Source organism: Paenibacillus sp. FSL R5-0766, from assembly GCF_037971845.1.
Taxonomy (GTDB): domain Bacteria; phylum Bacillota; class Bacilli; order Paenibacillales; family Paenibacillaceae; genus Paenibacillus.
In genome coordinates this window covers 1,344,741-1,369,126 of sequence record NZ_CP150227.1, presented here as the reverse complement: position 1 = coordinate 1,369,126, position 24,386 = coordinate 1,344,741, and the positions used below count along the sequence as shown (strand labels likewise).

At 48.1% G+C, this 24,386-nt stretch carries 16 protein-coding genes; 5 read left to right on the top strand and 11 right to left on the bottom strand.

Going from position 1 to position 24,386, the window contains the following annotated elements; genetic code table 11:
* Positions 1-5: 5 nt before the first annotated feature.
* From MKY66_RS06030 to MKY66_RS06005, 6 genes are all read right to left on the bottom strand, one after another.
* Entirely contained in the window at positions 6-1,028 is a 1,023-nt protein-coding gene (locus MKY66_RS06030; protein ID WP_076214599.1) for a carbohydrate-binding family 9-like protein, read from the bottom strand.
* Positions 1,029-1,091: 63 nt separating this feature from the next.
* Positions 1,092-2,378 carry an alpha-L-fucosidase gene (locus MKY66_RS06025; RefSeq protein WP_076214596.1) on the bottom strand — a complete coding sequence of 429 codons (1,287 nt, stop codon included), beginning with the start codon at positions 2,376-2,378 and terminating at the stop codon, positions 1,092-1,094.
* Positions 2,379-2,412: 34 nt separating this feature from the next.
* Complete coding sequence (locus MKY66_RS06020) at positions 2,413-4,008, bottom strand: extracellular solute-binding protein (RefSeq protein ID WP_076214594.1); 1,596 nt, start codon at positions 4,006-4,008, stop codon at positions 2,413-2,415.
* A 41-nt stretch (positions 4,009-4,049) separates the two neighbouring features.
* Positions 4,050-4,958 carry a carbohydrate ABC transporter permease gene (locus MKY66_RS06015; RefSeq protein WP_036668765.1) on the bottom strand — a complete coding sequence of 303 codons (909 nt, stop codon included), beginning with the start codon at positions 4,956-4,958 and terminating at the stop codon, positions 4,050-4,052.
* Between the two features lie 15 nt (positions 4,959-4,973).
* Positions 4,974-5,945: an ABC transporter permease subunit gene (locus MKY66_RS06010; RefSeq protein WP_076214591.1), complete on the bottom strand. Its 972-nt coding sequence runs from the start codon at positions 5,943-5,945 to the stop codon at positions 4,974-4,976.
* A gap of 978 nt (positions 5,946-6,923) precedes the next feature.
* Entirely contained in the window at positions 6,924-7,847 is a 924-nt protein-coding gene (locus MKY66_RS06005; protein WP_076214588.1) for an S-layer homology domain-containing protein, read from the bottom strand.
* A 361-nt stretch (positions 7,848-8,208) separates the two neighbouring features.
* Between MKY66_RS06005 and MKY66_RS06000 the strand changes: the two genes are divergently transcribed.
* From MKY66_RS06000 to MKY66_RS05990, 3 genes are all read left to right on the top strand, one after another.
* A complete protein-coding gene (locus MKY66_RS06000) occupies positions 8,209-9,951 on the top strand; it encodes an ABC transporter ATP-binding protein (RefSeq protein ID WP_076214585.1) in 1,743 nt (580 codons plus the stop codon).
* The gene (locus MKY66_RS05995; RefSeq protein ID WP_076214582.1) at positions 9,944-11,761 is read left to right on the top strand and encodes an ABC transporter ATP-binding protein; all 1,818 of its coding nucleotides are present in this window, start codon (positions 9,944-9,946) and stop codon (positions 11,759-11,761) included. The genes MKY66_RS06000 and MKY66_RS05995 overlap by 8 nt, the downstream gene beginning before the upstream one ends.
* A gap of 104 nt (positions 11,762-11,865) precedes the next feature.
* Positions 11,866-12,366: a hypothetical protein gene (locus MKY66_RS05990; protein ID WP_076214580.1), complete on the top strand. Its 501-nt coding sequence runs from the start codon at positions 11,866-11,868 to the stop codon at positions 12,364-12,366.
* Between the two features lie 34 nt (positions 12,367-12,400).
* On the opposite strand, the gene MKY66_RS05985 is transcribed toward MKY66_RS05990, so the two are convergent.
* Positions 12,401-12,832 carry an Lrp/AsnC family transcriptional regulator gene (locus MKY66_RS05985; RefSeq protein ID WP_076214577.1) on the bottom strand — a complete coding sequence of 144 codons (432 nt, stop codon included), beginning with the start codon at positions 12,830-12,832 and terminating at the stop codon, positions 12,401-12,403.
* A gap of 130 nt (positions 12,833-12,962) precedes the next feature.
* On the opposite strand from MKY66_RS05985, the gene MKY66_RS05980 reads away from it, so the two are divergent.
* Positions 12,963-13,721 carry an MBL fold metallo-hydrolase gene (locus tag MKY66_RS05980; protein ID WP_076214574.1) on the top strand — a complete coding sequence of 253 codons (759 nt, stop codon included), beginning with the start codon at positions 12,963-12,965 and terminating at the stop codon, positions 13,719-13,721.
* Between the two features lie 152 nt (positions 13,722-13,873).
* On the opposite strand, the gene MKY66_RS05975 is transcribed toward MKY66_RS05980, so the two are convergent.
* Positions 13,874-15,379 (bottom strand): alpha-N-arabinofuranosidase, encoded by a 1,506-nt coding sequence (locus tag MKY66_RS05975; protein ID WP_076214572.1) that lies wholly within the window; start codon positions 15,377-15,379, stop codon positions 13,874-13,876.
* 179 nt (positions 15,380-15,558) lie between these two features.
* Between MKY66_RS05975 and MKY66_RS05970 the strand changes: the two genes are divergently transcribed.
* Positions 15,559-16,467, top strand: a complete 909-nt coding sequence (locus MKY66_RS05970; protein ID WP_082218994.1) for an ArsR family transcriptional regulator — start codon at positions 15,559-15,561, stop codon at positions 16,465-16,467.
* Between the two features lie 120 nt (positions 16,468-16,587).
* Here the strand turns inward: MKY66_RS05970 and MKY66_RS05965 are convergent, their stop codons facing one another.
* From MKY66_RS05965 to MKY66_RS05955, 3 genes are all read right to left on the bottom strand, one after another.
* Positions 16,588-17,382, bottom strand: coding sequence for an SH3 domain-containing C40 family peptidase (locus MKY66_RS05965; protein ID WP_076214569.1), 795 nt, complete (start codon positions 17,380-17,382; stop codon positions 16,588-16,590).
* 529 nt (positions 17,383-17,911) lie between these two features.
* Complete coding sequence (locus MKY66_RS05960; RefSeq protein ID WP_076214566.1) at positions 17,912-21,187, bottom strand: glycoside hydrolase family 48 protein; 3,276 nt, start codon at positions 21,185-21,187, stop codon at positions 17,912-17,914.
* Between the two features lie 91 nt (positions 21,188-21,278).
* Positions 21,279-24,272, bottom strand: coding sequence for a glycoside hydrolase family 9 protein (locus MKY66_RS05955; protein ID WP_083657287.1), 2,994 nt, complete (start codon positions 24,270-24,272; stop codon positions 21,279-21,281).
* Positions 24,273-24,386 lie beyond the last annotated feature (114 nt).

The following is a 24,386-nucleotide window of genomic DNA, read 5'->3' as shown; positions in this document are numbered from 1 at the left end:
CGTTCTCACTCCTTCCACAGCTTTCCGTCTTCCCGAATACAGATCAAGGCCGTTCCGTCCGAAGACGGCGCAGTAATCTGGAACTGGCTGCGAGTCGTTTCAATAACAGGCTCACAGTTCCACGATTCCTCACCCATAAGCAACTTCATATCTTGGGTAAATTCACCATGCTTTTCATAATAATTACGTTCACGGTAATAAAGCTTGCGAAGCTCCCATTTGATTCGTTCGTCTTCCGGCAACTCAAATGACTGATCCGTTCCGTCATCCGAGAATACAACATAACCCCACAACTCTGGATAATGCATGTTGATGATGCCCATAGGTGACCACACCCAGTTGTCCTCCGGATAAGGGGTGCCCGTATCCGGATTCAGCACTTTGCGGTACTCATCGCCCTGTACCTCGGTCTGCCACTCCACACGCGAGAAGTTGACACGCCAGAACTCACCCGGCGCAGGTGGACGGTTTCCCTCGGCGCATTCCTTTAGACTGGTCCAGGGAATCGCAACTTCCACGCTCCATTTCCGGTTCTCTGCACCAGGTCTGTTCAGTTCCCCATCGATATATACAGCCGTCTTGAGACCACTGATATCCCAACCGTTAACCGGAGGCCCACCATCCCGATAAGGCTTCACTAACAACAGGTCCCATACCGTATTGAGCGCATTGATCTCGAACTCATAATATTGATGGGAATCCCCGTCGGGGTCGATAAAAATCTCGAAGTCATTGTCATAAAAAATAACGGAATCACGTTCAGTCAGGGTAGCCCATATCTGATCTTCAATCAGCTCGGCAGCAAAATAGAAATAGTCGTCATCCCACAGCATTTTTACCCGTGTCTGTTTCCCAGGCTTCGGACGAAGATCACCTTCGATATCAACGAAATCCTCCGTCCAATGAGCCGCATTCCAAAATCCCTTATCCACACGACCGTCTAACACCAACGGTTCCTGCGCACGCTTGCATATATAATGTTTGGGAGCATACTCAATCCTGGGTTCTGGCACTCCACTTCTGTTCATGTCACTCTCTCCAATTCGTAAGGGAGGGCATGCATCTACCAGCACACGCCCTCCCCGTAATGGTTAGTTATGGGTGACAACGGCTCCAGAGCCGCCGTACATTTCCAGCTCCTCATCAAATTCGAGCTTAAGAACGGTCACCTGTTCATGCGTGTCCTCCGGGGTCATCTTGATCCACGTTGTCCCCGGGATATTGAACCAAGGCACGCCCCCATGAATCTCATGATGAAGCTCTTTGCCCGAATGCAGCACGGTAATTTTCTTGATCGGATTACAGAGACCCTTGATGCACACATTCTCTTTTGGATCGTCATACACAAACAGGTACAGCGTCTTTCGATCCTCGGATACGGTGCTTCCCCCCAGATAATAGCGAGGCATAATGCCTTCACCCGTGCCAAAGACGGCCTCTTCATGGGTTCGGATCCAAGCTCCCAGTCCAAGCAGAATATCCTCCTGCCTCTGATCGATGGTGCCATCTTCACGCGGACCGATATCCAGCAACATATTACCGCCCATCGAAATGCAGTCGCAGAACATTCGAATGATCTGAATTAACGATTTGTATTTATGATCTGTTGGCACATAACCCCAAGATGTGTTGATCGTGGTGCAGAATTCCCAGGGTCCCTCCGGTCTTGTAATCGGAATGCCCTGCTCAGGCGTTTTGTAATCCCCATAACCTTGAAGGCGGGAGTTGATGATGATATCCGGGTTAAAGGATTGCAGGTAATGCTTGAACTCCGGCAGATTCCACTGTTGGGCGCTCCGTTCCCAGTCCCCATCAAACCACAGCAGATCCACCTTTCCGTAATTTGTTAAAATCTCTCCCAGTTGATGGTTATTGAATCGCAGGAACTTCTGCCACTTTTCCTGATCCTGAACGCCGTCCACAGGACTTGAATGCCGGTTGACACTGCTGAGATCCTCCGGTACTTTCCCACCTTCATACACGCTAGGATAATCCGGGTGTGACCAATCAATGAGCGAGTAATACATCCCCAGATGAATGCCCTTTTCCCGAATCGCTTCCGCATATTCCTTCACAATGTCACGATTCGCTGGTGTCTGTTTGACAACATTGAGATCGCTATATTGCGTATCCCATAACGCAACGCCATCATGATGCTTCGTTGTTAACACGGCATACCGGGCACCAGACTTCTCAATCAAGTCCGCCCACTTCTCCGCATTGAATTTCGATGCCGTAAAACCATCCAACTGTTTCATATATTCTTCATAGGATATCCTGCCATTATAGAAGGACCAGGATTCCGCAACCCCGTCCACCGCATAGATGCCATAGTGGATGAATATCCCCAGTTTGGCTTCTTCAAACCATTTCTGCATAACGCGCCACACCTCCCCCGAGAATTAGGCTCTTTTATTGCCCCGAATTCCAGCGGTCATATGCCCCCTGATATAGTTCGATGATACGGTCACTGCCCATTTTCTTCATCTGTGCGATGTACTTATCCCAGTTCTCAAGTGGTTCCTGGCCGGTCACAAACTTCGCTTCCATCTGTTTAACGTACGTATCCAGGTCAGACAATAGAGCGGTTGCTTCGTTTTGCTCTTCATTTGTCAAATAAACGTTAGGAAATGGTGCTTTTCCGATAGGTACCAACTTCTCTTGATTCTGCTGGTCAATCCACTCATCAAATTCGGTGCGAAGACCCTTCGCTACATCCGGATCATTAATACCCGGTGTCAGGATACCAAAGTTCGGTGTGATTTTACCGCGGTATTCCTCACGATCCCCGCCGCCAGGAACGGGGAGCCACTCTTTCACATGATTTTCCTTGTCTTTGAATTTCCACAGCACACCTTCCGGACCTTGATTGAACAGTGTCGCACCTTCATAGCTGTATAAGTAATCGATCCATCGCATCGTCGCCTCGGGTGACGGGTTGCTGCTTGTAATAGCAAAGGTACCGCGAGCCGACATGCCCGGATGCTTGCCGTATACCGGAGAGTCTGCCACCTCGCTCTTCACGGGTGTCATCAGCGGATGATCCGTGCCAGGTTCACCACCGAGCGTGAAGTATGGATGGTAATCGTTGAACAGTGCAAGTTTGTTGCTTTCACCTTTAGCTTTTTTCTGATCACCTGTTTGAGAAAAGGTCTCATGATCCAGCAAGTCTTCTTTCCACAAGCGGTTCATGAATGTCAGATAACCTTTGTAACCTTCTTCTTGATAAGGATAGTGAACTTTACCGTCCTTATCGGAATAGATGCCTTCGTTGTACATTCCCCAGAAGCCGAAGAAAAACATGCGAAGATCATCCAGTTTTACAGAAGTAAGCGGAATTTCATCTTGCTGGCCATTGCCATTGGGATCTTCTTCTTTTACACGCTTGAGATACGTATACAATTCTTCCGTAGTCTTGGGCTCTTCTACGTTAAGTGCCTTCAAGAATTCCCCGTTGTACCACATTGGGCCTCTATACCACACGGCAGCTTTATCAATGAATGGGAGTGCATACATATGCCCATCAGGTGTTGTAAATGATTTACGGACATCCGGGTTCTCATCGAGAATCTTTTTGATATTGGGTGCGTAACCTTCGTCAATGTATTTTTCCAACGGAATCAGGATGCCCTGGCTGCCATAAGTCACCTGCTCGGCTGGCTTGAGGTCCGCAGCATAGAACATATCTGGCAAGTCCCCGCTGGCGAAAACCAGATTCTTCTTCGTTTCAAAGCTGTCGATTGGTGAGAGCTGGTATTCCAGCTTGATGCCCGACAGTTTCTCCATTTCTTGCAGCACAGGCATGGTGCTCCAATCGGCTACGCCCGCATCCTGGGACATGACCTTTAACGTTAGTGTTTTGTCTACAATGGGGAACCCTTCTTTTTTGACCCCCTCTACTTTGGAGGTCTTGCTTCCGTCCTCATTGGTTGAACCACAAGCTGCAAGCAATGTTGCGAATAAGGTGAGACAGAGTGTAATGGATGAAGCCTTGCGAAGCTTTTTCATAACAACAACTCCCCTTGTTTAATGTGGTATATGGATTAAGATCATCCCTTAACGGAACCGATCATAACACCCTGTACAAAGTAACGCTGGAGGAATGGATACACCGCAATGACCGGTAGGGTGGCAACAATAATGACAGCATATTTGACCAGTGCAGCGATCTCCGCTTTGGTATTCATCGCTGTTGCTGAAGAGGTATCGATAGCGCCTCCCCCTTGAGCCGCCATTTCTTGAAGCACCAGAATCTGGCGCAGAAAGAGCTGCAGTGGGTACTTGGAAGAATCATTCAGATAGATCATGGCACTAAAATAGCTGTTCCAGTGTCCGACTCCATAGAAGAGCGCCATCACTGCAATGATTGGCATCGAAAGCGGGAGCACAATCTTGATGAACAACCGGGTGTTGGTACACCCATCAATATGCGCCGCTTCCTGTAACTCCTTGGGAATGGTCGATTGGAAGAACGTCCGGCATACGATAATATTCCAGATGGATGCAGCTCCAGGCAGAATAAGTGCCCACATGCTGTTCACCATACCAAGATCCTTAACGAGCAGGTAACTTGGGACAAGCCCTCCGCCGAAGAACATCGTTACCATAAACATCGCCATGAAGAATCCACGTCCCACAAAGTCCGAGCGGCTGAGCGCATAGGCTGCGGGTAGTGTAACAATCAGGTTAACGATGGTGCCTACAACGGTATAGATGATCGTGTTTTTGTACCCAATCCAGATGTTGGTGTTCTCAAACACCCGGGCGTAACCTTCAAACGTAATGCCTTTGGGTAGCAGCCACATCTCACCGGAGGCTACATATTTGGGATCACTGATTGAAGCACTGATGATGTATAACAGCGGATACAGCACAATGACGAGCGCTACCGTCAGATAGATGTAATTGCACAATAAAAACAATTTATCACTTCTGCTTTCCTTCACAGCGGATGACATGTGTATTCCCTCCTTTTACCACAGGCTGTTTTCACTGGTGCGGCGTGCAATCTGATTCACGGTAATAAGCAGAATCGCATTCACTACGGAGTTGAACAATCCCACCGCCGTAGAGAAACTGTACTGCGCATCGACCAGACCGGATCGATAGACAAATGTTGAGATGACATCGGACGAGCCCATGTTCAGCGGATTTTGCAGCAACAGGATTTTCTCGAATCCGACGCCCAGAATACTGCCCATATTCAGAATTAACAAGATGGTGATTGTAGGGATGATCGCTGGAATGTTAATATGCAAAATCCGTTTGAACCGGCTCGCACCATCCACCACAGCCGCTTCATGCAGTTGCGGGTCCACACCCGATAGAGCGGCAAGGTATATAATGGTGCCCCAGCCTGCACTTTGCCAGACTCCTGACAGTACATACACTGTCTTGAACCACGCAGGGTCCGTCAGGAATTGAGGTGACTGAAATCCAAGGGCCTGTACCAAATTGACAATCATGCCTGACGAGGGTGATAAAAAGGTAATGATCATCCCCGACATAACGACGACCGAAATAAAATGAGGTGCATACGTGACGGTCTGTACGGTACGTTTGAAAAAGGAGTCCTTTACTTCATTGAACGCTAACGCAAGAATGATTGGCAGCGGAAAACCTATGGCCAACTCATACAAGCTGATGCTAAGAGTATTCCATAGTAAATCCCAGAAATAATACGAATTGAAGAAACGGATGAAATGATCGAATCCGACCCATGGGCTTCCTGTGACACCAAGCGTTGGGATAAAGTTTTTAAATGCGATTTGTATGCCGTACATCGGACCGTAATGGAATATCAGAAAGTATAGAAAGGCTGGCGCGATAAACAGATACAACTCCCAGTTTCGAATCATCCTTCTCCATAATTTATTTTTCTTGCTGTTCGGAATCGTGTTTACCGCTAAGTTTTGCGTCAAGGGAGACTCCCCGTTTAGCTGCATCAGTTGTTTCCTCCTTTTATAATGAAAATCCGGCCGTTTGTGAGGAAGAGCCCAGCACACCTGTTTAAATATAAGGAAGGATTTCCGAACCGTTTCCATGACGAGCAGCTCTGTTCCCCTTCCTATTTGGTAACGCTTACATACTGAGTTTATGGATCATTCTCTAATTCGTAAATATGCCATTTCCATCTTCACTCTTAAAATCACGGAATATACTGTTACAACGGGGGTTTACACTTTTGTTATCAGCTTGTCATTGTCATTTTGGGGAAGTAAAACATGTAGAATTTTACCTTTTTCCCTCCTTTAGATGTCATTTGGAGTTGTATCCTACGAACTTGGAAAGATGTTGGATCTAAACGGAGGTTAGAAAACAGGCCTTAAAGTCAAAACCCACATACTTACCTGACCAGGGTGTTCATGTCTAAACGCATCACACTCCAGGGAAAGCCACTTAAATGTTAAATCGAAGTGTCATATTACCTTCCATATACCTATCTCATATTACAAACCTGTAATTGCTTGCCCTTATTCTATAATTCTCCTCCCTCTTTCGTATATATGTTGTTTTTATCTTTGCATATAGGATACATAAATGCCTGTAAACACTGGGGATATCGAGTCGTATATGTAGATTTTGCACAAGGCTTGTAAACTGGGTCCTGTGATTTTTTTTGGAAAAATGCCATAATGTAAGCCGCTACGATAACACAAATCTAGCTATATAACCTTAACAAATACCCATTATATATTTCATAGATTAGAGATTTATGTTAATAAACTTAACACAAATGATTTATAAAACTTCATAAAGTGTAATTTAAATTATCATACAAAAGAAAAGTTGTCATGTAACCCGACTGAGATGAATTCACTTCAACTCAAATGAAAAACCCACCCTCCATACATATATGGAAGGTGGGTTTGAGGATACATATCCGTTTAATTAGCGTTTAGTTTGTATGGTTTGCAGTGAATTTACTTACCAGAAGGTTGAGCTTCTGCCGTATATCCCGTTGGGATATCTGTTTCTGCAGTTACATTTGTGATAACCATCGGATACATCATGTCTGGATCAGGTTGAATAATGGAATAGAGCACGATAGCGCGTCCATCCTTCTCCAATTTCACATCATCAATCTTCAATCCATAACCAGGGTGCGGCATTTCAGCACTGAGTTTAACTTTGATTGTTTTGTCATCTACCTTCGTCGTTGTCACTTCAGGTACGATCGCTTGCTGGCCTTCACCAGGGGTGGTTGGAGCTGGCTCTGCTGAGCCGCCATTGCCGTGTTTATCCACAAACTCAAGTGCATTGAAGATCATGCTTGCAGCCTCCATACGGGTAAGCGACTGATCTGGACGGAAATTCCCGTCCTTATCCAGTTCAATGATGTTCATGTTCAGCAGGTTCTGGACTGCAGATATGGCGTCCTTACCGATTTTATTTTCGTCCTTAACAAGATTATACTTCATGGTGACCGGATAATTCCCGGTTGTGTTAATCCCTTCATGTAACAAAATGACAAACAGTTCACGCGTCATCTTGCCCTGCGGGTTCACTTCAACCGGAATGGACAGGCCATTCTGAGTAGCGGCCTGCACCGCATCGGCATACCAAGTGTCCGGACTGATTTTATTCTGAGCGGATGCTTCCGCAAATTCATTTTTCAGACCAAATGCATTCACAATCAGTTGAACACCCTGAGGCTCGGACAATGCAAGATCTGGACGGAACAGATCCGCTGTTACTCCGTTAACAATACCTTTTGATTTCAATGAATCCACAACCGACTTCTGCCCTTCATCCTTCACATCTGTGAAAGCAAATACCGATGCACCTCCTGCTGTCAAAGAAACGCAGAGCGCTAGTGTTGCGGCCAATCCTTTTTTATGTTTCATTTCCTGGCACCTCCATATGTTTAGTAAAGCCTATTTGTTACCTCTTCATTCCTACAGACGGGGTATCCCTAGAAAATGTTTCAGTAATTTCGACATCTGGTGAATACAACACGAGAACACGGCATAGAACTCTTCTCCAACGCCGATAATCTAAATCACCTGCTTTTTGGTAAGTGGCTTCGTTGACATCCCATCGGATTAGCGCAAAAATAAGAATAGAGAAATCCATCGGATGACGGATAAACAACGAACCAGATCGCATACAGTAAGAGGGCACGACGCGCTAAGAACAGGTGTCGGCCCTTTTCTTGACTCCACCTGCTGAACTGACTTCACCTATAACAAAAGGAGAACAACGCTTATGTCCAAGAAAGGATTACTTCGCGGTTATGTTGTGTCGAACTGGCCTGTTTATCTGGTTGCTGTTCTTCTGATTATTGCCTCCAATGTCGGGCAAGCATCCTTGCCCCGCATACTCGGCAGCTTCACGGATCAGTTGATGCAGAACACGCTTCAGATGCAGACGGTCGTAAGGTACAGCCTGTCCCTTCTGGCTATTGCCATCGGGTATAATCTGCTGTTCGGTACCGGGCAATTCATGATTATGAAGCTCGGTCGACGCTTCGAATTCATGACACGTGAGCGTATATTCAGTAAGTTTTCCGAACTTAGCGAACATTATTTCTCCAAACAGGGTAACGGAAAGCTGCTCAGTTATGTCATGAATGACGTTACTTCCGTACGTGAAGCGATATCCAATGGCGTGACGCTCATGACCAATGCCACCTTCCTGCTGTTGTCCTGCATTGTCATGATGCTGCTTAGCGGGATTCCGTTGACGCTCATTCTAATTAGTGTTGTTCCTTTGCTGGCGATTCCATTTCTGGTCGTGTTTTTTGGTCCGCGGATTCGCAAGCGCTCTCGCGACGTGCAGGAAGCTCTTGCAACCATGACGGAATCGGCAGAAGAGCAGCTGGGTGGCATTCGCGTAACCAAGACGTTTGCCATCGAAGACAGTGCTCGTGCACGCTTTGGAACCACCGTCGATGAGATCAAGAGCAAACAGCTTCGACTCGTTCGTCTGTCTTCGTTGTTTCAAGCCTTGCTCCCGCTGCTGGGAGCCATCTCATTGGTCGTTTCTCTGCTTGTCGGAGGTATTATGACCATGCAGAATTCTATTACACTCGGGAGTTTTGTCGCCTTAACCTTATATCTGCGCATTATTATGGGACCGCTTCAACAGATCGGCAATGTTATTAATACCGTTCAGCGTTCAGGCGCATCACTGGAGCGGGTGAATGACCTGCTCAGCGAAGTAGCGGATGTACGTGAACTTCCTGAAGCCACAGCGCTCCAAACCGTACAAGACATCACGATGGAGAATCTAACCTTCTCCTACCCTGGCAGTTCATCTCCTGCTCTCCAAAACATTCAACTCAATATCCGTGCCGGGCGAACGGTCGGTATTGTAGGCAAGACCGGCTCAGGTAAAAGTACCCTCGTTAAGCTATTGCTGCGTACATATGAACCACCTGAAGGAACGATTCGCATCAATGGTACCGATATTCGGCAGCTTTCGCTGGAAAGTCTAAGATCGCGCATCGCCTATGTCCCTCAGGATGGATTCCTGTTTAGTACCACCATCCGGGATAACATCGCATTCAGCGACCGGGAAGTATCGCTGGATACCGTGGAACATAGTGCACGGCAAGCCATGATCTATGACAATATTGTCCGTTTTCCCGATCGCTTTGATACACTGCTTGGCGAACGTGGACTCACCCTGTCTGGTGGACAGCGTCAGCGAACCAGCCTGGCAAGAGGACTGATCAAACAAGCACAGTTACTTATTCTGGATGACAGTATGAGCGCGGTTGATGCCGTCACCGAGAGTGGTATTCTGCGCAGTTTGCGCGAAATCGGCAAGGGCAAGACCACATTGATTATCTCTCATCGCATCAGCGCGGTCCGTCATGCGGACGATATTATCGTTCTGGATGAAGGGCGAGTCGCTGAGCAGGGAACACATGCGCAGTTGATGGCTGCCAAGGGGTTATATGCGGCCACCTACCGTTTGCAGGAGGAGGGATTACATCATGTCTAACGCTAACGCTGAACTTCGCCCAGACGCAGAGGCCGATCAGAGTAAACGAACTTCATTTAAGGCGATGATGGCATACGCCAAACCTCATAAATGGGCTTTTGCGGGTATCTTCTTCTGTTCACTTCTTGGCATATCGGCAGATCTGCTGCAACCCTATCTGGTGAAGATCGCCATCGATGATCATCTGGCCGTGGGCCAGACCAGTGTGGGCTTTCTCGTTCAGCTCGCAGCCATCTTTCTTGGGCTGGCTGTCATCAGTTTTATTTTTACCTATATCCAGAATAATCTGTTGCAGCATGTGGGACAGAACATTGTATCCCGGATCCGAAAGGACCTGTTCAAGCATATCTCCAAAATGTCCATGTCCTTCTTTGACCGTTTTCATATCGGCAGTCTGGTCACAAACGTATCCAGTGATACGGAGACCATCAGCAGCTTTTTCACTCAAGTACTGCTCAGTCTGATTCGGGATGGTATGATGCTGGTGCTCATTATCGTCTTTATGTTCCAACTTGATCCTGTGCTGGCGACATACTCCCTGATCGTTCTGCCTGTCATTGCGGTGGTTGCGGTATTATTCCGTAGTCGACTGCGGAAAGCTTATCAAAATGCTCGTACCCGGCTTTCCCGTCTGATCGCATTTACGGCGGAGAACTTGTCCGGCATGTTCCTGATTCAAGCTTTTCACCAGGAGGAAGAACAGAAGAAACGTTTCTCGGAACAGAATGCGCTCCATCTAAAAGCCAACATTGCGCAAGCTCGTTCCAATGTCATATTCAACCGGACGTTTGATATCCTGGGCAATGCGGCACTGGTCATGATGGTCTGGCTTGGAGGTCGCGCCGTACTGGGTGAGTCCCTGCAAGTCGGGGTATTATATGCGTTTATCAGCTATATCCGTCAGTTCTTTCAACCAATTAACCAGATTACGATGCAATGGAATACATTCCAGTCCACCACCGTATCAATGGATCGCATCTGGAACATTCTGAATACACGGCCTGAAGTTGCCGATCCCAAACCCGTGATGGCCTCCTCGCTGGAACCACAAAATGTGATGGGCCAGATTGATTTTAATAATGTGTCCTTTGGTTATCGGGCTGACCGGCCCTTGATCCAACAGATGAACCTGCACATCTATCCGGGTGAAATGGTAGGTATTGTAGGCACAACAGGCGCTGGCAAAAGCACACTGATCTCCCTGCTCAATCGCTTCTATGATGTAGACAAGGGTAGTATCGAGATTGATGGTACTGATATCCGGCATCTGCCGCAGGCTAAGCTTCATCGGATCGTGGGTCTGATTCAACAGGAACCTTTCCTGTTCTCCGGTTCCATTATTGATAATGTGAGGATGTTTCGTGAGGATATTACGCGAGAGCAGGCGATTGAGGCCTGCCGGTTTGTCGGAGCACATGCGATGATTTCACGTTTGCCTCACGGATATGATACACATCTATCCGAACGCGGAAGCGGACTATCCGCTGGGGAACGGCAGTTGATTTCATTTGCCCGGATTGTGGTGTTCCAGCCCCGAGTGCTCATCCTGGATGAGGCAACCGCCAATCTGGACTCACACACGGAACAGCTTGTGCAGCAGGCACTGGAATCGGTATCCCAGGGACGCACCACCATTGTCATTGCTCATCGTCTGTCCACGGTGATGCATGCCGATCGAATTCTGGTGATGGAAAATGGTGAGATTGTGGAGGAAGGACCGCACCAGGAACTAATCGCAGCCAAAGGTGTATATGCAGACTTGTACACCCATGCGCGTGATGCAGGTAAAAATTCAGCTATATCAGGGTAATGAACCTGAGTTATAGTAAATACAGAACGTTGAACATGCCGCTCTGCTTATGCAGGCGGCACGTTTGGCATATCGATCAGCATTGTTAATCAGGAGGAACATCTATGCAACAACCCGAAACACCCAAGCGTGACCATCAGCAGATTCGTTACCAACGCAGCACAGCTCTATGGAAGGGAAGTCTATGCTTCCTGTTCCTTCTCTTGTGCGTGAGCTTATTATGGATCATCGTGGACGGACAAGCCGAAAGACTGGAGACCATATACTATTCCATTGCAGCCGTGCTGGGTATGTGGTTGATCGGACCGCTATTCTTCATGTTTGTGTCACGACTAACCAGAACCCCTGCCGTGTTGTTATCCTGGGATGATGATGCGTTGAGCACGGGCAAACGGAAGATTCCATGGAGCAAGATTCGCAAAGTCGAACTTGCCTCACCTGCCCGCAGCAAGTGGCTCCTGTCCGCTTCTCCCATGTTTGTCCTGTACTTGAAGGACGGCACACGGTCTCATATTCAGACAGATCATCTGCTGAGCAAAAAAGAGCTGAACCAGGCTGCGACTTTGCTTCAGGAGACTTTGCAGGAACAGCAGCAAGCTCTTTGAGTACCGGGATGGATGAGAACAAGCTCCCCACACATCACTGTGATTTCTCTACACCTATGGACAGGCTGACTTTGTAATTGCCGTAAGGCAACAACGCTTCAAGCAGTTGGCCAAGCTGCTCTGTGGTGCCAGTCTGCACTCTCATCAGATAACAGCCTTCTCCACTGACGCGATGGACTTCAACGATGTCCTCACGTTCAGCAATGAATGTACGAAAGGCGGCATGTCTGTCGCCGGAGTTCAAGAAAACTGTGACAAAGGCCAGTAAGTCGAGGCCAAGGCGTTCCGGGTTCCATTTTACCGTGTACCCTTCGATTACACCCAGATCTTGCAACTTACGCACCCTTGCACCAACAGCCTGCCCTGTAAGATGCACCTCTTCACCAATTTCTTTATGAGAACGCTTGGCATCCCGGATCAGGATCTGCAGAATGCGTATATCTGTGTGATCTATCGTTTCATTCATTAGCTTCAGCAATCCTTTCACCGTGAAATTAGCGTGGCCTAATTCCATTCATCATGTTATGTACGACGTCAAACGGGTTGTATACCATATAGGGTAATACTATTAAACAACTCGAAGGAGTGCAAATATAATGAAAATTCAATTGATTCGCAATGCTACACTGTGGCTGGAATACGGAGGGCTGAACATTCTCGTTGATCCGATGCTGATGGACGCCGAAGTCATGCCTGGGTTCCCGAACACACCCAATGAGTTACGTAATCCAAGAGTGAGCTTGCCCGAAACCGAAACGGATTATCTGAATCCGGATCTGTTGATTGTGACACACACCCATGTGGATCACTGGGATGAAGTAGCGGCGAAACAACTTGGCAAAGACATTCCCCTGATCTGCCAGCCTGGGGATGAGAATGTATTTCTAGGTGCCGGATTCACGAATGTAACAGCTGTAGATGAAAAACATGAGCATCACTCTATCCGATTCGCCCGTACATCCGGGCATCATGGCACAGGTGAGATCGGTGAACGTATGGGCAAGGTGTCCGGCTTCGTATTTGAAGCAGATGGAGAACCTGTCACCTATATTGCGGGGGATACGATCTGGTGTGAAGAACCCGCCGAGGCTATTCGCCAATATAGCCCTGAAGTCATTGTCCTAAACGCCGGAGGAGCTCGCTTCGTAGAGGGTGATCCCATTACAATGGACGGGCCAGACGTTGCAGCCGTGAAGCGCCATGCACCATCCGCTCATGTCATCGCAGTGCACATGGATGCGATTAACCATTGTGTGATGTCTCGTAGGGATCTTGCGACTTATCTGGCATCCGAGCAGTTGGACGGTCAGGTGCTCATTCCACGTGATGGCGAAAGTTTTGAGTTTAAAGCGTAAGTGAGACCGTAGCACGTGACGAAAAAAAGCTGGATGCGATGAACTCGCACCCAGCTTTTTTGATTGAAGGAACACGCTGAACCGCTGGCTTCCTTCTCGAGCATCATGTCTGCCATTGCGCTCTCACGTGTCCAGTGCCTTTATGCTATCCCTTACTGGACTTTCAGACGGATTACGTTCCATGATGCTTTTGCCAAGCTCGCCGTAATCAGAGTCTCGGATACAACTGCACCCCCGTGATTATGAGGAGCAACACGGTTTGGTTGTGCTGCCGTATTCGATGCTTTGAGATCATCACTTTCCAGCACGATATGCTCGATCACGGTACACTTCCCGAAGCTGCGCAGGTCCACTTCGAGCGGAAGGGATTCTTCCAGATGACGGTTGACTGCAAATACAGTCACTTCACCCTGCTCTTCGTTATGAACCGCAATAGCTTCCAGATAAGGAACATCTGTGATTTGTTTAGTATCGTATTTTGGAGACTGAATCAATGGCACCAATGCTGTTCCACGTCCGAAGAGAGACGTATGCATGAATGGATAGAAGATCGTCTGTCTCCATGAACCACCGCCCGTATCTGTCATGATCGGCGCAATTACGTTAACGAGTTGTGCCAGACAAGCCATTTTAACCCGATCCGCATGTTTGAGCATACTGATCAACATACATCCAACAAGCAGTGCATCCTCATGGTTATAGATATCCTCCAGCTGTGGCGGAGCAATCTGCCAAGGGTCCATCTTCGAATCATTTTCATTGGAGTGATACCATACATTCCACTCATCAAAGGACAGATACATCGTCTTTTTGCTGCGTTTCTTCGCTTTGATATAATCACAGGTCGCCTTCACGGTATCGATAAAACGATCCATTTCAAGCGAGCGTGCCAGGAACGTTGGCGTATCTTGCTCTTGATTGCCGTAGTATTGATGCAAGGACAGATACTCCACGTGATCATACGTATGATCCAGCACCGTTGCTTCCCATTCCGGGAACGATGGCATATTCAGATTCGAACTTCCGCAGGCTACCAGCTCAATCGTCGGGTCCGTCCACTTCATGACTTTTGCCGCTTCAACAGCTAACCGTCCATACTCATCTGCCGTTTTGTGACCAATCTGCCAAGGACCATCCATCTCGTTGCCCAGACACCATGTTTTGATCGCATGTGGCTGCTTGTATCCATGCTTGATGCGAAGATCACTATAATACGAACCTTCCGGATGGTTGCTGTACTCCACAATGTTTCGAGCTGCATCCGTACCCCGTGTTCCCAGATTGACCGCCATCATCACTTCAGAATTAGCCTGTTTTGCCCAGTCCACGAATTCGTTGAAGCCAAATTCATTGGTCTCAATCGTTCTCCAGGCCAGTTCCAGTCTGCGTTTGCGTTCTGACACAGGTCCAACCGAATCTTCCCAATTGTAACCGGATACAAAATTACCTCCAGGATAACGTACAATCGGTACATTCAACTCCTTGACCATCTCCAGCACATCCGTGCGGAAACCCTGTTCGTTCGCTGATGGATGCCCCGGCTCGTAAATCCCGCCATATACGGCACGTCCCAGATGCTCAATAAATGATCCGTACAAGCGCTTATCCACTACACCAATAGTAAAATCTTTATCTACCGTCATTTTTGCTTTTTCCATAATGAATTTCAACTCCCTAAGATTAATATAAAAATTAATTGATATTCTATGGATCAACGTTCATATTTATATTAAAATCGATTATAGCCTTAATTTCAACCTGAATTTTGCAAAATGTTATTCTTTTTACTGAATTTATGTTTAACTTAATTCTATACAGATATAATGGAGGAACAATTGTGATTAGAGCTAATACCGATGCCGAATGGCTACCCCTATATGAAGCACTTGCCAGTGAAGTCCGTCTACAGATCATCCGCCTTGTTGCAGAGACTCCGATGAATGTGAAAGACCTTGCTGCTTCACTGGGTCTGAGCAGTGCCATCGTGACCATGCATGTCCGCAAACTTCAGGATGTGGGCATTATTCAGTCCAAAATGATACGCAAAGACGGCGGCACACATAAAATGAACAGCCTTGCTGTAGACTGGATTGGCATCTCCATGCCGCAGGAAAGTGGCACAGCCCGCAAGCTGCACGAGGTTTCCGTCCCTGTGGGACACTACACTCACTTTGACGTCTATCCGACATGTGGTCTGGCTACGTCCAATCATGTTATCGGACAGTATGATGATCCTCGTTATTTTCTCGACCCTGAGCGGATGCATGCCCATATTCTGTGGTTTGGCCGTGGATTTGTGGAGTACAAAATTCCAAACTATATCTTATCCGGACAGCAGATCAATGCGATTGAATTGTCCCTCGAGATCGGATCAGAAGCCCCTTCGGTGAATCCGAATTGGCCCTCGGATATTACATTCATGCTTAATGGCATCCGATTAGGGGAATGGACAAGCCCTGGAGATTCAGGCAATGGACGTGGCATGTTCACCCCGGAATGGTGGAGTGACAGTGTCAATCAATATGGCATGCTCAAGGTACTGCGAATTACCAATGAGGGTACGTTTATTGATGGACAACATCTATCCGACATTACACTCGCAGATATCCCGGTCGAACGCAACCAATGGACCCTTCGTCTTTCGGTCGAGGAAGATGCTCAGCATGTAGGCGGGCTTACCTTATATGGTGAGGGATTCGGTAACTACAATCAGGATATCCTGTTCCGACTGTACTATCACGATTGAGTTTTTCAAAATAATAAATAACACAAAAACACCTCCCACTCGCCTGTCAAAGGCAGAATGGAAGGTGTTTTGTATGCATATAAATATGCGCGGATTATCTAAGAAGGTTCTTGTTCTAACCTACAGCGCACTGCCACCAAACAGGAAGCGATACTCCCAGTGTTTGCCGGAGATATCACTAGTGGTTACACCACCGCCAGCGTTGGAATAGGTGTGTAATACTTTTCCGTCACCCAGGTAAATCCCTGTGTGCGTAATGGTTGCGCTAGATTTATTCACACCCGAATACGATGATGCAGAGCTGCCTTTATACGACATGAAATACATCAGATCACCGCGTTTCAGGTTTTTCCAGTTCGTCTGAACTGTACCCTTGGCTTTTACATAGGCTCCCTGTTTGCGAGAATCCGCTGGAAGCTTGATGCCAAGTGCATCGATGAAGGCCTGGCGTACAAAGCTGGAACAGTCAAAAGTAGCTGTGCTGTTACGACTGGCTCCGAACTCATAAGGTGTTCCCAAATATTTCATTCCCGCCGCAATCACTTTTTCTACAGATGCATTACTGGTCACCGATGTACCACTATTCGAACCCGATCCACTTGTGCCGCCACTAATCGCTTGTGTGTATTTGGATGAAGAAGATATGTAGCCTGTCCGGTTAGCAGAATCCTTAATCTTATACCAATCCGAACCGGATTGCTGAAGCACCGTTACCGTTTCCCCTTTAGCAACCATGCGAACAATCTTCGCAGAAGAAGAAGGTGTTGTGCGTAGGTTTACGCCCCAGATTACTTTTACTTGTGAATTGTCAACAGCAGCTGCCGATACCTGTGCCGTTAGTGCTCCTGTCGTCAGACTTCCCATCAGCATCGTTGCTGTGACACTTGCTGTAATAATCGTTTTCTTCCAGTTCATGATGTCGAGTTCCCCCTGATATTACAGAATTTTAACCCGGCTTGGTTCTCCCGGGCTTGCCCCATTGTAAACGGGCTATCTATAACGTTCATCAGTCGAAAGTCCTGTATTGATAGAGGCGAACTTGAGCACTAAGTATCAGGGTGTGTCCATGGATTACTGGAAAAATTCACTGCTGATTCCTTCTTTTTGAAAGGTTAAATTATTGTAACTATTTGATATGCTTGATTTTTCCGCGATACAAGAGCTAGGCCGTTTCTCATTCAGGGCATATGCCATATGACCTAGATTTTAATGTTTAAAATCGCAAATATGGTAAACATTACTATGATTCATTTGCCGATTACCGTTCCCCGAATTTCACATTTTTGCCTCCAACCTCAATACGGATCGCTTTATCTGCAGTGTCCGTTTGATTATTTCGTATTTCATTTTTGATTTTCCATATAAAAAAGAAAAGCCAGGGATTTCTCCCCGGCTTAACCTGTATGATGAGTAACATCACTCTACAGCTGGTCGATCAACTCATTTAAGGTTCAATTCCCCATACCTTGGCGCCATCCTGATAAGCTGTCACTTTCGTCCAGGCACTGAAGGCCGTTTGGGTGAAATCAAAGGAATAATCATTGGTTTGATCAAAATTCGTCCAGTTGTTTTTCGAGAAACGTCCCTGGATGATTCCGGTTTCGGCACCCGCGGCCAAACTTCCGGCACCTGCTTTGAATTCAATCTCCAGATACGTATCTGCCGTGCCCTTGGCCGGATCTATCGAAACAAAATGCCCTTCCACGTTACCGCTGCCAATCTGTGCATAATCACACCAGAAACTCAGATCCGCGGCACTATCCTTGGTGAAATAATACCGTACCTTCACTTTGCTCAAATCCACAGCAGTTGTACCTGTATTCTTCACATTAAATTGTGGAGTAATCGCATTGACCGAAGCCCCTGAACTACCATTACGGTATTGTACTTCAAGCGTTCCCGTTGTGACTGGAGGTGCCAATGGGGTCAACACCAATACATTTGAATTCGTCTGACCACTCGTATTAATGGCTACGACTCTGTAATTATAAGCCGTACCATTCACCGCTGTTGCGTCGGTATATGTCAGTGCGGTCAAACCAGTTGCCAGATCAGCATATGCCCCGCTGCCTACCGAACGTTGTACCTTATAACTTGATGCTCCAGTTGATGCAGTCCAAGTCAGTACCGCCTGGGCATCGCCAGCCGTTCCAGTTAGGTTGAATACGCCGGGCACAACGGTACCTGCGAGTGGTATTGCAGATGCCTGTGTCGACGGTGCAGACTCACCTACAGCATTCACCGCAGTGATGACATAATAATACGTTGTGCCGTTGGTCAAGCCTGTGTCCGTGAATGTCGATCCTGTGACCCCTGTTGCTACAGACGTATAAGGACCACCGTTCACTTCTGCACGTTTCACTGTATATGACGTTGCGCCAGCGGCTGCGTTCCAGTTCAGAACCACTTGCTCACTTCCTCCAGTTGCTGTTACGCCAGCAGGAGCAGCGGGTACTTCCACTTCGGGACTATCGGAATCTCCGAGGAGACGATCATACTCGCCGTACGCTGTAGCCATATCCACCTGTGACCAGAACCGGTGATACGTAAAGGTAGGTGCACCGTTTTCCCACTGTTTCGTGGTCGTGTTATATGACGTTTTGTATAGATTATCCAGGTAAGCCCATGCCGGATCTTGCTTAATGGCCGGACGCAGATCGGAGTATCCAATGTATACGCCATTGCCACCTTTCGCCGGATCTGAAGGTACACCTGCTGTACCTGGAATCGTATTGCCCTGACCAAAGGTTCCAGACCAGTTCGCCGGGATATAGATCTCTTTGGCAAAGAAGCGGAAGTAGTCTTTACGTTCTTCTTCCGTAACAATCCCCACACCATCATTGTAATCCCAAGCTGTATCCAGCAGAGCCTCGGCCAAATCCTTGGCTTCTTGGCCTTCCGCGCTAAGTGTGCCGTTCTCTGCCTGTGTTCCCGCTGCGAAGAAGGTCAGAGCTTTAACGTAACTTCCCAGAACTCCTGTGTCCTGCACTGGATCTTTGGTCGTTACACGGAAGTTCGGATTTTCCGTAAACGAACTGAATCCATTCCATTTGTCCGGTTGACCCTGCCATTCCTGACCACCCGGAATCCAGAACTCTCCCGGAGCCGGCGTTGTTGCTACCTGAACATTAGTTCCACCCAAAATGCGCTGTCCAGCCGCATTCAGATAATAGCCTTGCGCATCCGTCACCGGACGCTCACCTACAAATACATAATCCTTACTCCAGTCGATCCACTTCGTAATTACCTTCTTCGCCATCTGGAAGTTCTCAGAGGTCAAGTCCCCGCTCTCCGCAAGAATATAGTACATCTCGGCTACACGCTCCAGCGGCCATGCCTGGAATCCAAACCAGGTGTTGGAATCCGGATCACGATATACAGGTGCCTCCTGATAAGCCATGTCATAGAATGTACTTACGCCTGCCGGATAGGCTTTGTATGAACCATCCAGACTGTTCGTTGCTCCCCCGCCGATAGCTCCTTCATGGGATTGTAGCCAAGTATAGAATTCCAACTGACGTTTCAGCGTCGCATTCCAATCCGCCTTCGCTGTTGCTGATTTCGGTATCAAGCCGCCAGCCGGGTCAGACAAAGCATAGGCTGCAACCGGGTTTTGATAAGCCTGATGGGTATGGCTCGCTCCAATGCGCCAAGCCCAATCCCCACCTTGACCCAAGCCACCGCCCCAAGACGTATACCAAGCCATGAGATACATATTGGAATCCTTGCCTGTACCCGGAGTTGGTGTACCACTCTTTGCGCTACCAATTTTCTGGAAGTATTTATCATACATACCATAGCGCAGATAGTCCCCCATCTTCTTCGCTTTATCCAGATATTCCGGATTGTTGTATCCCATTTCCTTCGCCCAATACAGCACCTGTACAGCACGCGCATCGGCATCCGTTGCGTTGGTGTAACGCCATTGCGCTGACGGTACCTGGTTTTCCTTTGTGAACAAGCTCATGAATCCTTCGTTTGCCTTACCAAAAGATTTATCATCCTGGGATGGATGCGGAATGGCTTCCCACACAGACTCCTGCTCCCCACGCTGGAACGTGTTCACATAGGTAGCCGTATGTGATGGATTCAACAGGTTTCCATATCCATACCAGTCATCCACATCGACCAGCCAGTGCATGAGATAGGTCTGATTGTCACCATAGGTCGCCTTAAGTTCGGCATCAATCGGGTCTTTACCCGCTGCATATTGACCATTAAGTGGCGATGGATATTGATCAGGAAAAGGTTTTTCCGCTGCATACGTAGCAGGGCTATTCGGGTTGTATGAACTCATCGTAGGCTGCTCTTCCTTGCCGTCACCTTCGTTGACCGGGATAATGTATTTCTCCATACTGTCCCAAGCTGCTTCCAGTTGGGACCAGTCTCCCGTGTAGTGACCATACATGGTTTCCAACCACAGCCAGTAACTGTATGCCTCGGACGTCGTCATATGACCATAATCCGGGGCCTCACTCAACAGGGTCTCAATGGAATGATACGGTAGACCCTCTGGCGAAAAATATCCGTTCGCCGGATCTTTCAACTGATCATACAATTGCAAAAACCGGGCTTCATTAATGCTGTCTGCCTGAATCTCGATGGCCTGATCTGCGGCATGTGCCGTCTGCGGCCCTGCCCAGAGTCCGGTGTATCCAGTCAACATGACGGTTCCCGCCAGCATGGCTGTTAAACTTTTTTTCGCAGCTGATTTCAACATTAATATATACCTCCCTGGAATAGTGGAAATTGAATATAAACGCTGTTGGTCTGCCCATGCTGCTCTTCTTCGGCCAATGATCTTGAGCTAGTTACGGCTCCAAACCCCATACTTTGGTGTTTCCCTCATACCCGGTTACATTGTTCCATGCGGCAAAAGCCGCCTTGGAAGCATCATAGGAATAATCATTACTTTGATCGAAATTGCTCCAGTTATTTTTGGAAAAGCGTGCTTGAATCACGCCGGTCTCTGCTCCAGCAGCCAAACTGCCTGCTCCCGACTTGAAGCTAATTTCCAGATACGTATCTGCGGTACCCTTCGCCGGATTCACTGCCACAAATGTACCTTCAACATTGGCCGTGCCCATCTCGGCATAATCACACCAGAAGGTCATTGGATCCGCACCATCCTTGGTGAAATAATATCGGATCTTCACGGTACTGAGATCAATCGCCTGTGTTCCGGTATTCTTCACGTTGAACTGCGGAGTCACCGCATTACTTGAATTCCCGGACCCTCCGCTGCGGTACTGCACTTCGAGTGTACCCGTCGTCACCGGAGGTGCAGAAGGCGTCAGTGCCAGGACATTGGAAAGTGTCTGTCCGTTCGCATTCACGGCTGCAATCCTGTAATTGTACATGGTGCCATTCAGCGCTGTTGTGTCGGTGTAAGTCAACACGGACAATCCGGTTGCCACATCTGCATATGTCCCGCCTGCCACCGAACGTTGTACCTTATAGCTAGTAGCGCCCGAGGCTGCTGTCCAGGTCAGGACCGACTGCGCATCACCAGCTGTCCCACTTAAAGTCAGTGCTCCCGGCACCGTCGAAGCTGCTTGCGGGGTAGCCGACACCTGCACAGAACCCGATGATTCCCCTGCTGAATTCACAGCAGTCACTACATAATAATAAGCTGTCCCGTTGGTCAGTCCCGTGTTTGTGTAGGTCAATCCATTAACCCCTGTCGCAACAGTTGTATATGGTCCTCCACTCACCTCGGAACGCTTCACTGTATACGATTCGGCCCCGGATACAGCAGCCCAGGTCAGGTTAACCTGACTGCTTCCCGCCACAGCCTGCACGCCAGCAGGTGCGCCTGGAACCGTGACTGGTGTAACTCCAGGCTCCTGTCCATACACCTTCACCCCTGCATCATAGACTGGAAGGTATATGCTCTTCACAGGGGTGCCTGTGGTCAGCGTCTGGAACGAATGATCATTGCTGGTATTCCATGCACCCTGTGGGCCTGTAATGCGGAACTGTACTTCTTTACGATAATTTCCTTCCCCACCTGGATAGATCTTGGTATTACCGAAGTTCGCCGTAATGGCATAGATATGCTGGGCTGCATTCACCACAACTGGTTGGGATACCGTCGCCCCCTCCGTATAGGAGGTTGTCACTTGCACGTCCGATACCGTACGTCCGGCAGCATACACTTCACTCAAATCCAGGAAATACTTAAAGGACAGTTGATCTCCCATTCGAGCAGGCCAAGCGGAACGATTATTAAGTTGTGCTCTGATTTCCGTATAATTGGCACCTGATGATTTGATCGCAGCCTCCACATAGAACTCATCTCCCTTCACCTCAGGTGCAGGGAAATTCGCCAGGGGCTGATGATTCTGACCAAACAGCAAATTCATCTTTGCCAGTGCGCCGGTAAAACCAGCATTGTAATCGGTTGCGACCTCATTACTCACATAATCCCCGATATCATCGGTATATCCATCCGATGCATCCGGTCCTCCGACCATGGCACCATACAGAATATGGCGATGGTTAGCCGGGATATCTTCATTATTCAGCCATGAACCGTGAGCGGTCCGATGATGCGGATGTTGAGGTGCATTTTGCCCATATCCGACCACATAACTGCTCTGACGCGGATTATCGCCCAGAATATAATTCATCTGTGAAACAGCAAAATCCTGATATCTTGACTTTTTCACAGGATCACTGACCCAGTCGGAGTATACAAAAGAAATAAAGGATGCATTGGCTGCATATCGGAGCGAACCCCACTGATCCAGCCACGCCAGACCTCCTGGCGTATACTTGACTCGTGTCCCATTGACTCCAACTGTCCAATAATCCAGATTGCGCTCAGTCGACTGAATAAATCTTGTCGCCTCCGGCATGTTCAAACTGGACGTAATACGGGCAAGCAGGATCTGGGCACCATAATGTTTACTGTCCCAACCTTGTGTCCAGGTATACGGCCAATTGGCTGAGCCTCCGCTAGAAGACCACCGGTCCGTAGCTGCAATGGCTTTGGACAAGTAAGCGCTATCATTAGTAGCTAAATAAAGCCATGCTCCCCCCCATGCCAGCTCGTCTTCGTATCCTGTCCACGAGTTATAAAACGCTGCAGCATCAGTGATACAATCGGTGTATTCCCCCCGATATGTATCTGCGAAGTTGTACAGCTCTTTCGCATGTTGGAGCAGTCTGGTCGAATATGCCGGATCATCATCTGCAAATACAATCGATGACGCTGCCAGCGCTGCAGCCGTTTCTGCCGCCAGATCACTGCCCGGGCATGAAGCATCGATCTTGAACGAAGGACGGTTCATCTGCATGACTTCTGCAGGACCCCACCAAGCATGGTCGGTATTACCTGCCCCCACTTGTCCCCATAATTCATTTGGTTTCGTATGCGCTTTCATAAAGTAGTCGGTCGCCCATCGGATATTATCCTTGATCTCCTCCAGTTGTCCGGCCTGTTCATATCCGTCGCTGTATTCCACGACAGACCAGGCGAGCATCGTTGCGGAAGCAGCCATCGGAAAACCAAACTTTACGTGATCTCCGGCATCATACCATCCTCCGGTCAGATCAACGCCTACATCAGCTCCATCCTGCATGCCAGAATTACCACGCCATTCGACCCGATTACTCGCTGGCAACGGACCTGAGCGCTGTGCCTCATAGAAGTAAATGGCCTTTTGCAGTGCTTCAGCATAGTTCTGATTTCCGGCGGCCGCATCCGCCTTACGAATGCCTGTGCCCATCGATAAACTCCCTGCCAGTAGTCCTGCCGATAACGCGATCATAGCGACTCGTCTCCACCAGCTCCCCTTCATGTTCAACTATTCATCTCCTCTTCATCAATATTCCGTATGCATTACTCTGGACTGCAAGTTTATATCGCTCCTCCCCATGGTGTATTTCAGTGTAAGTTCCACCATTAATTACCA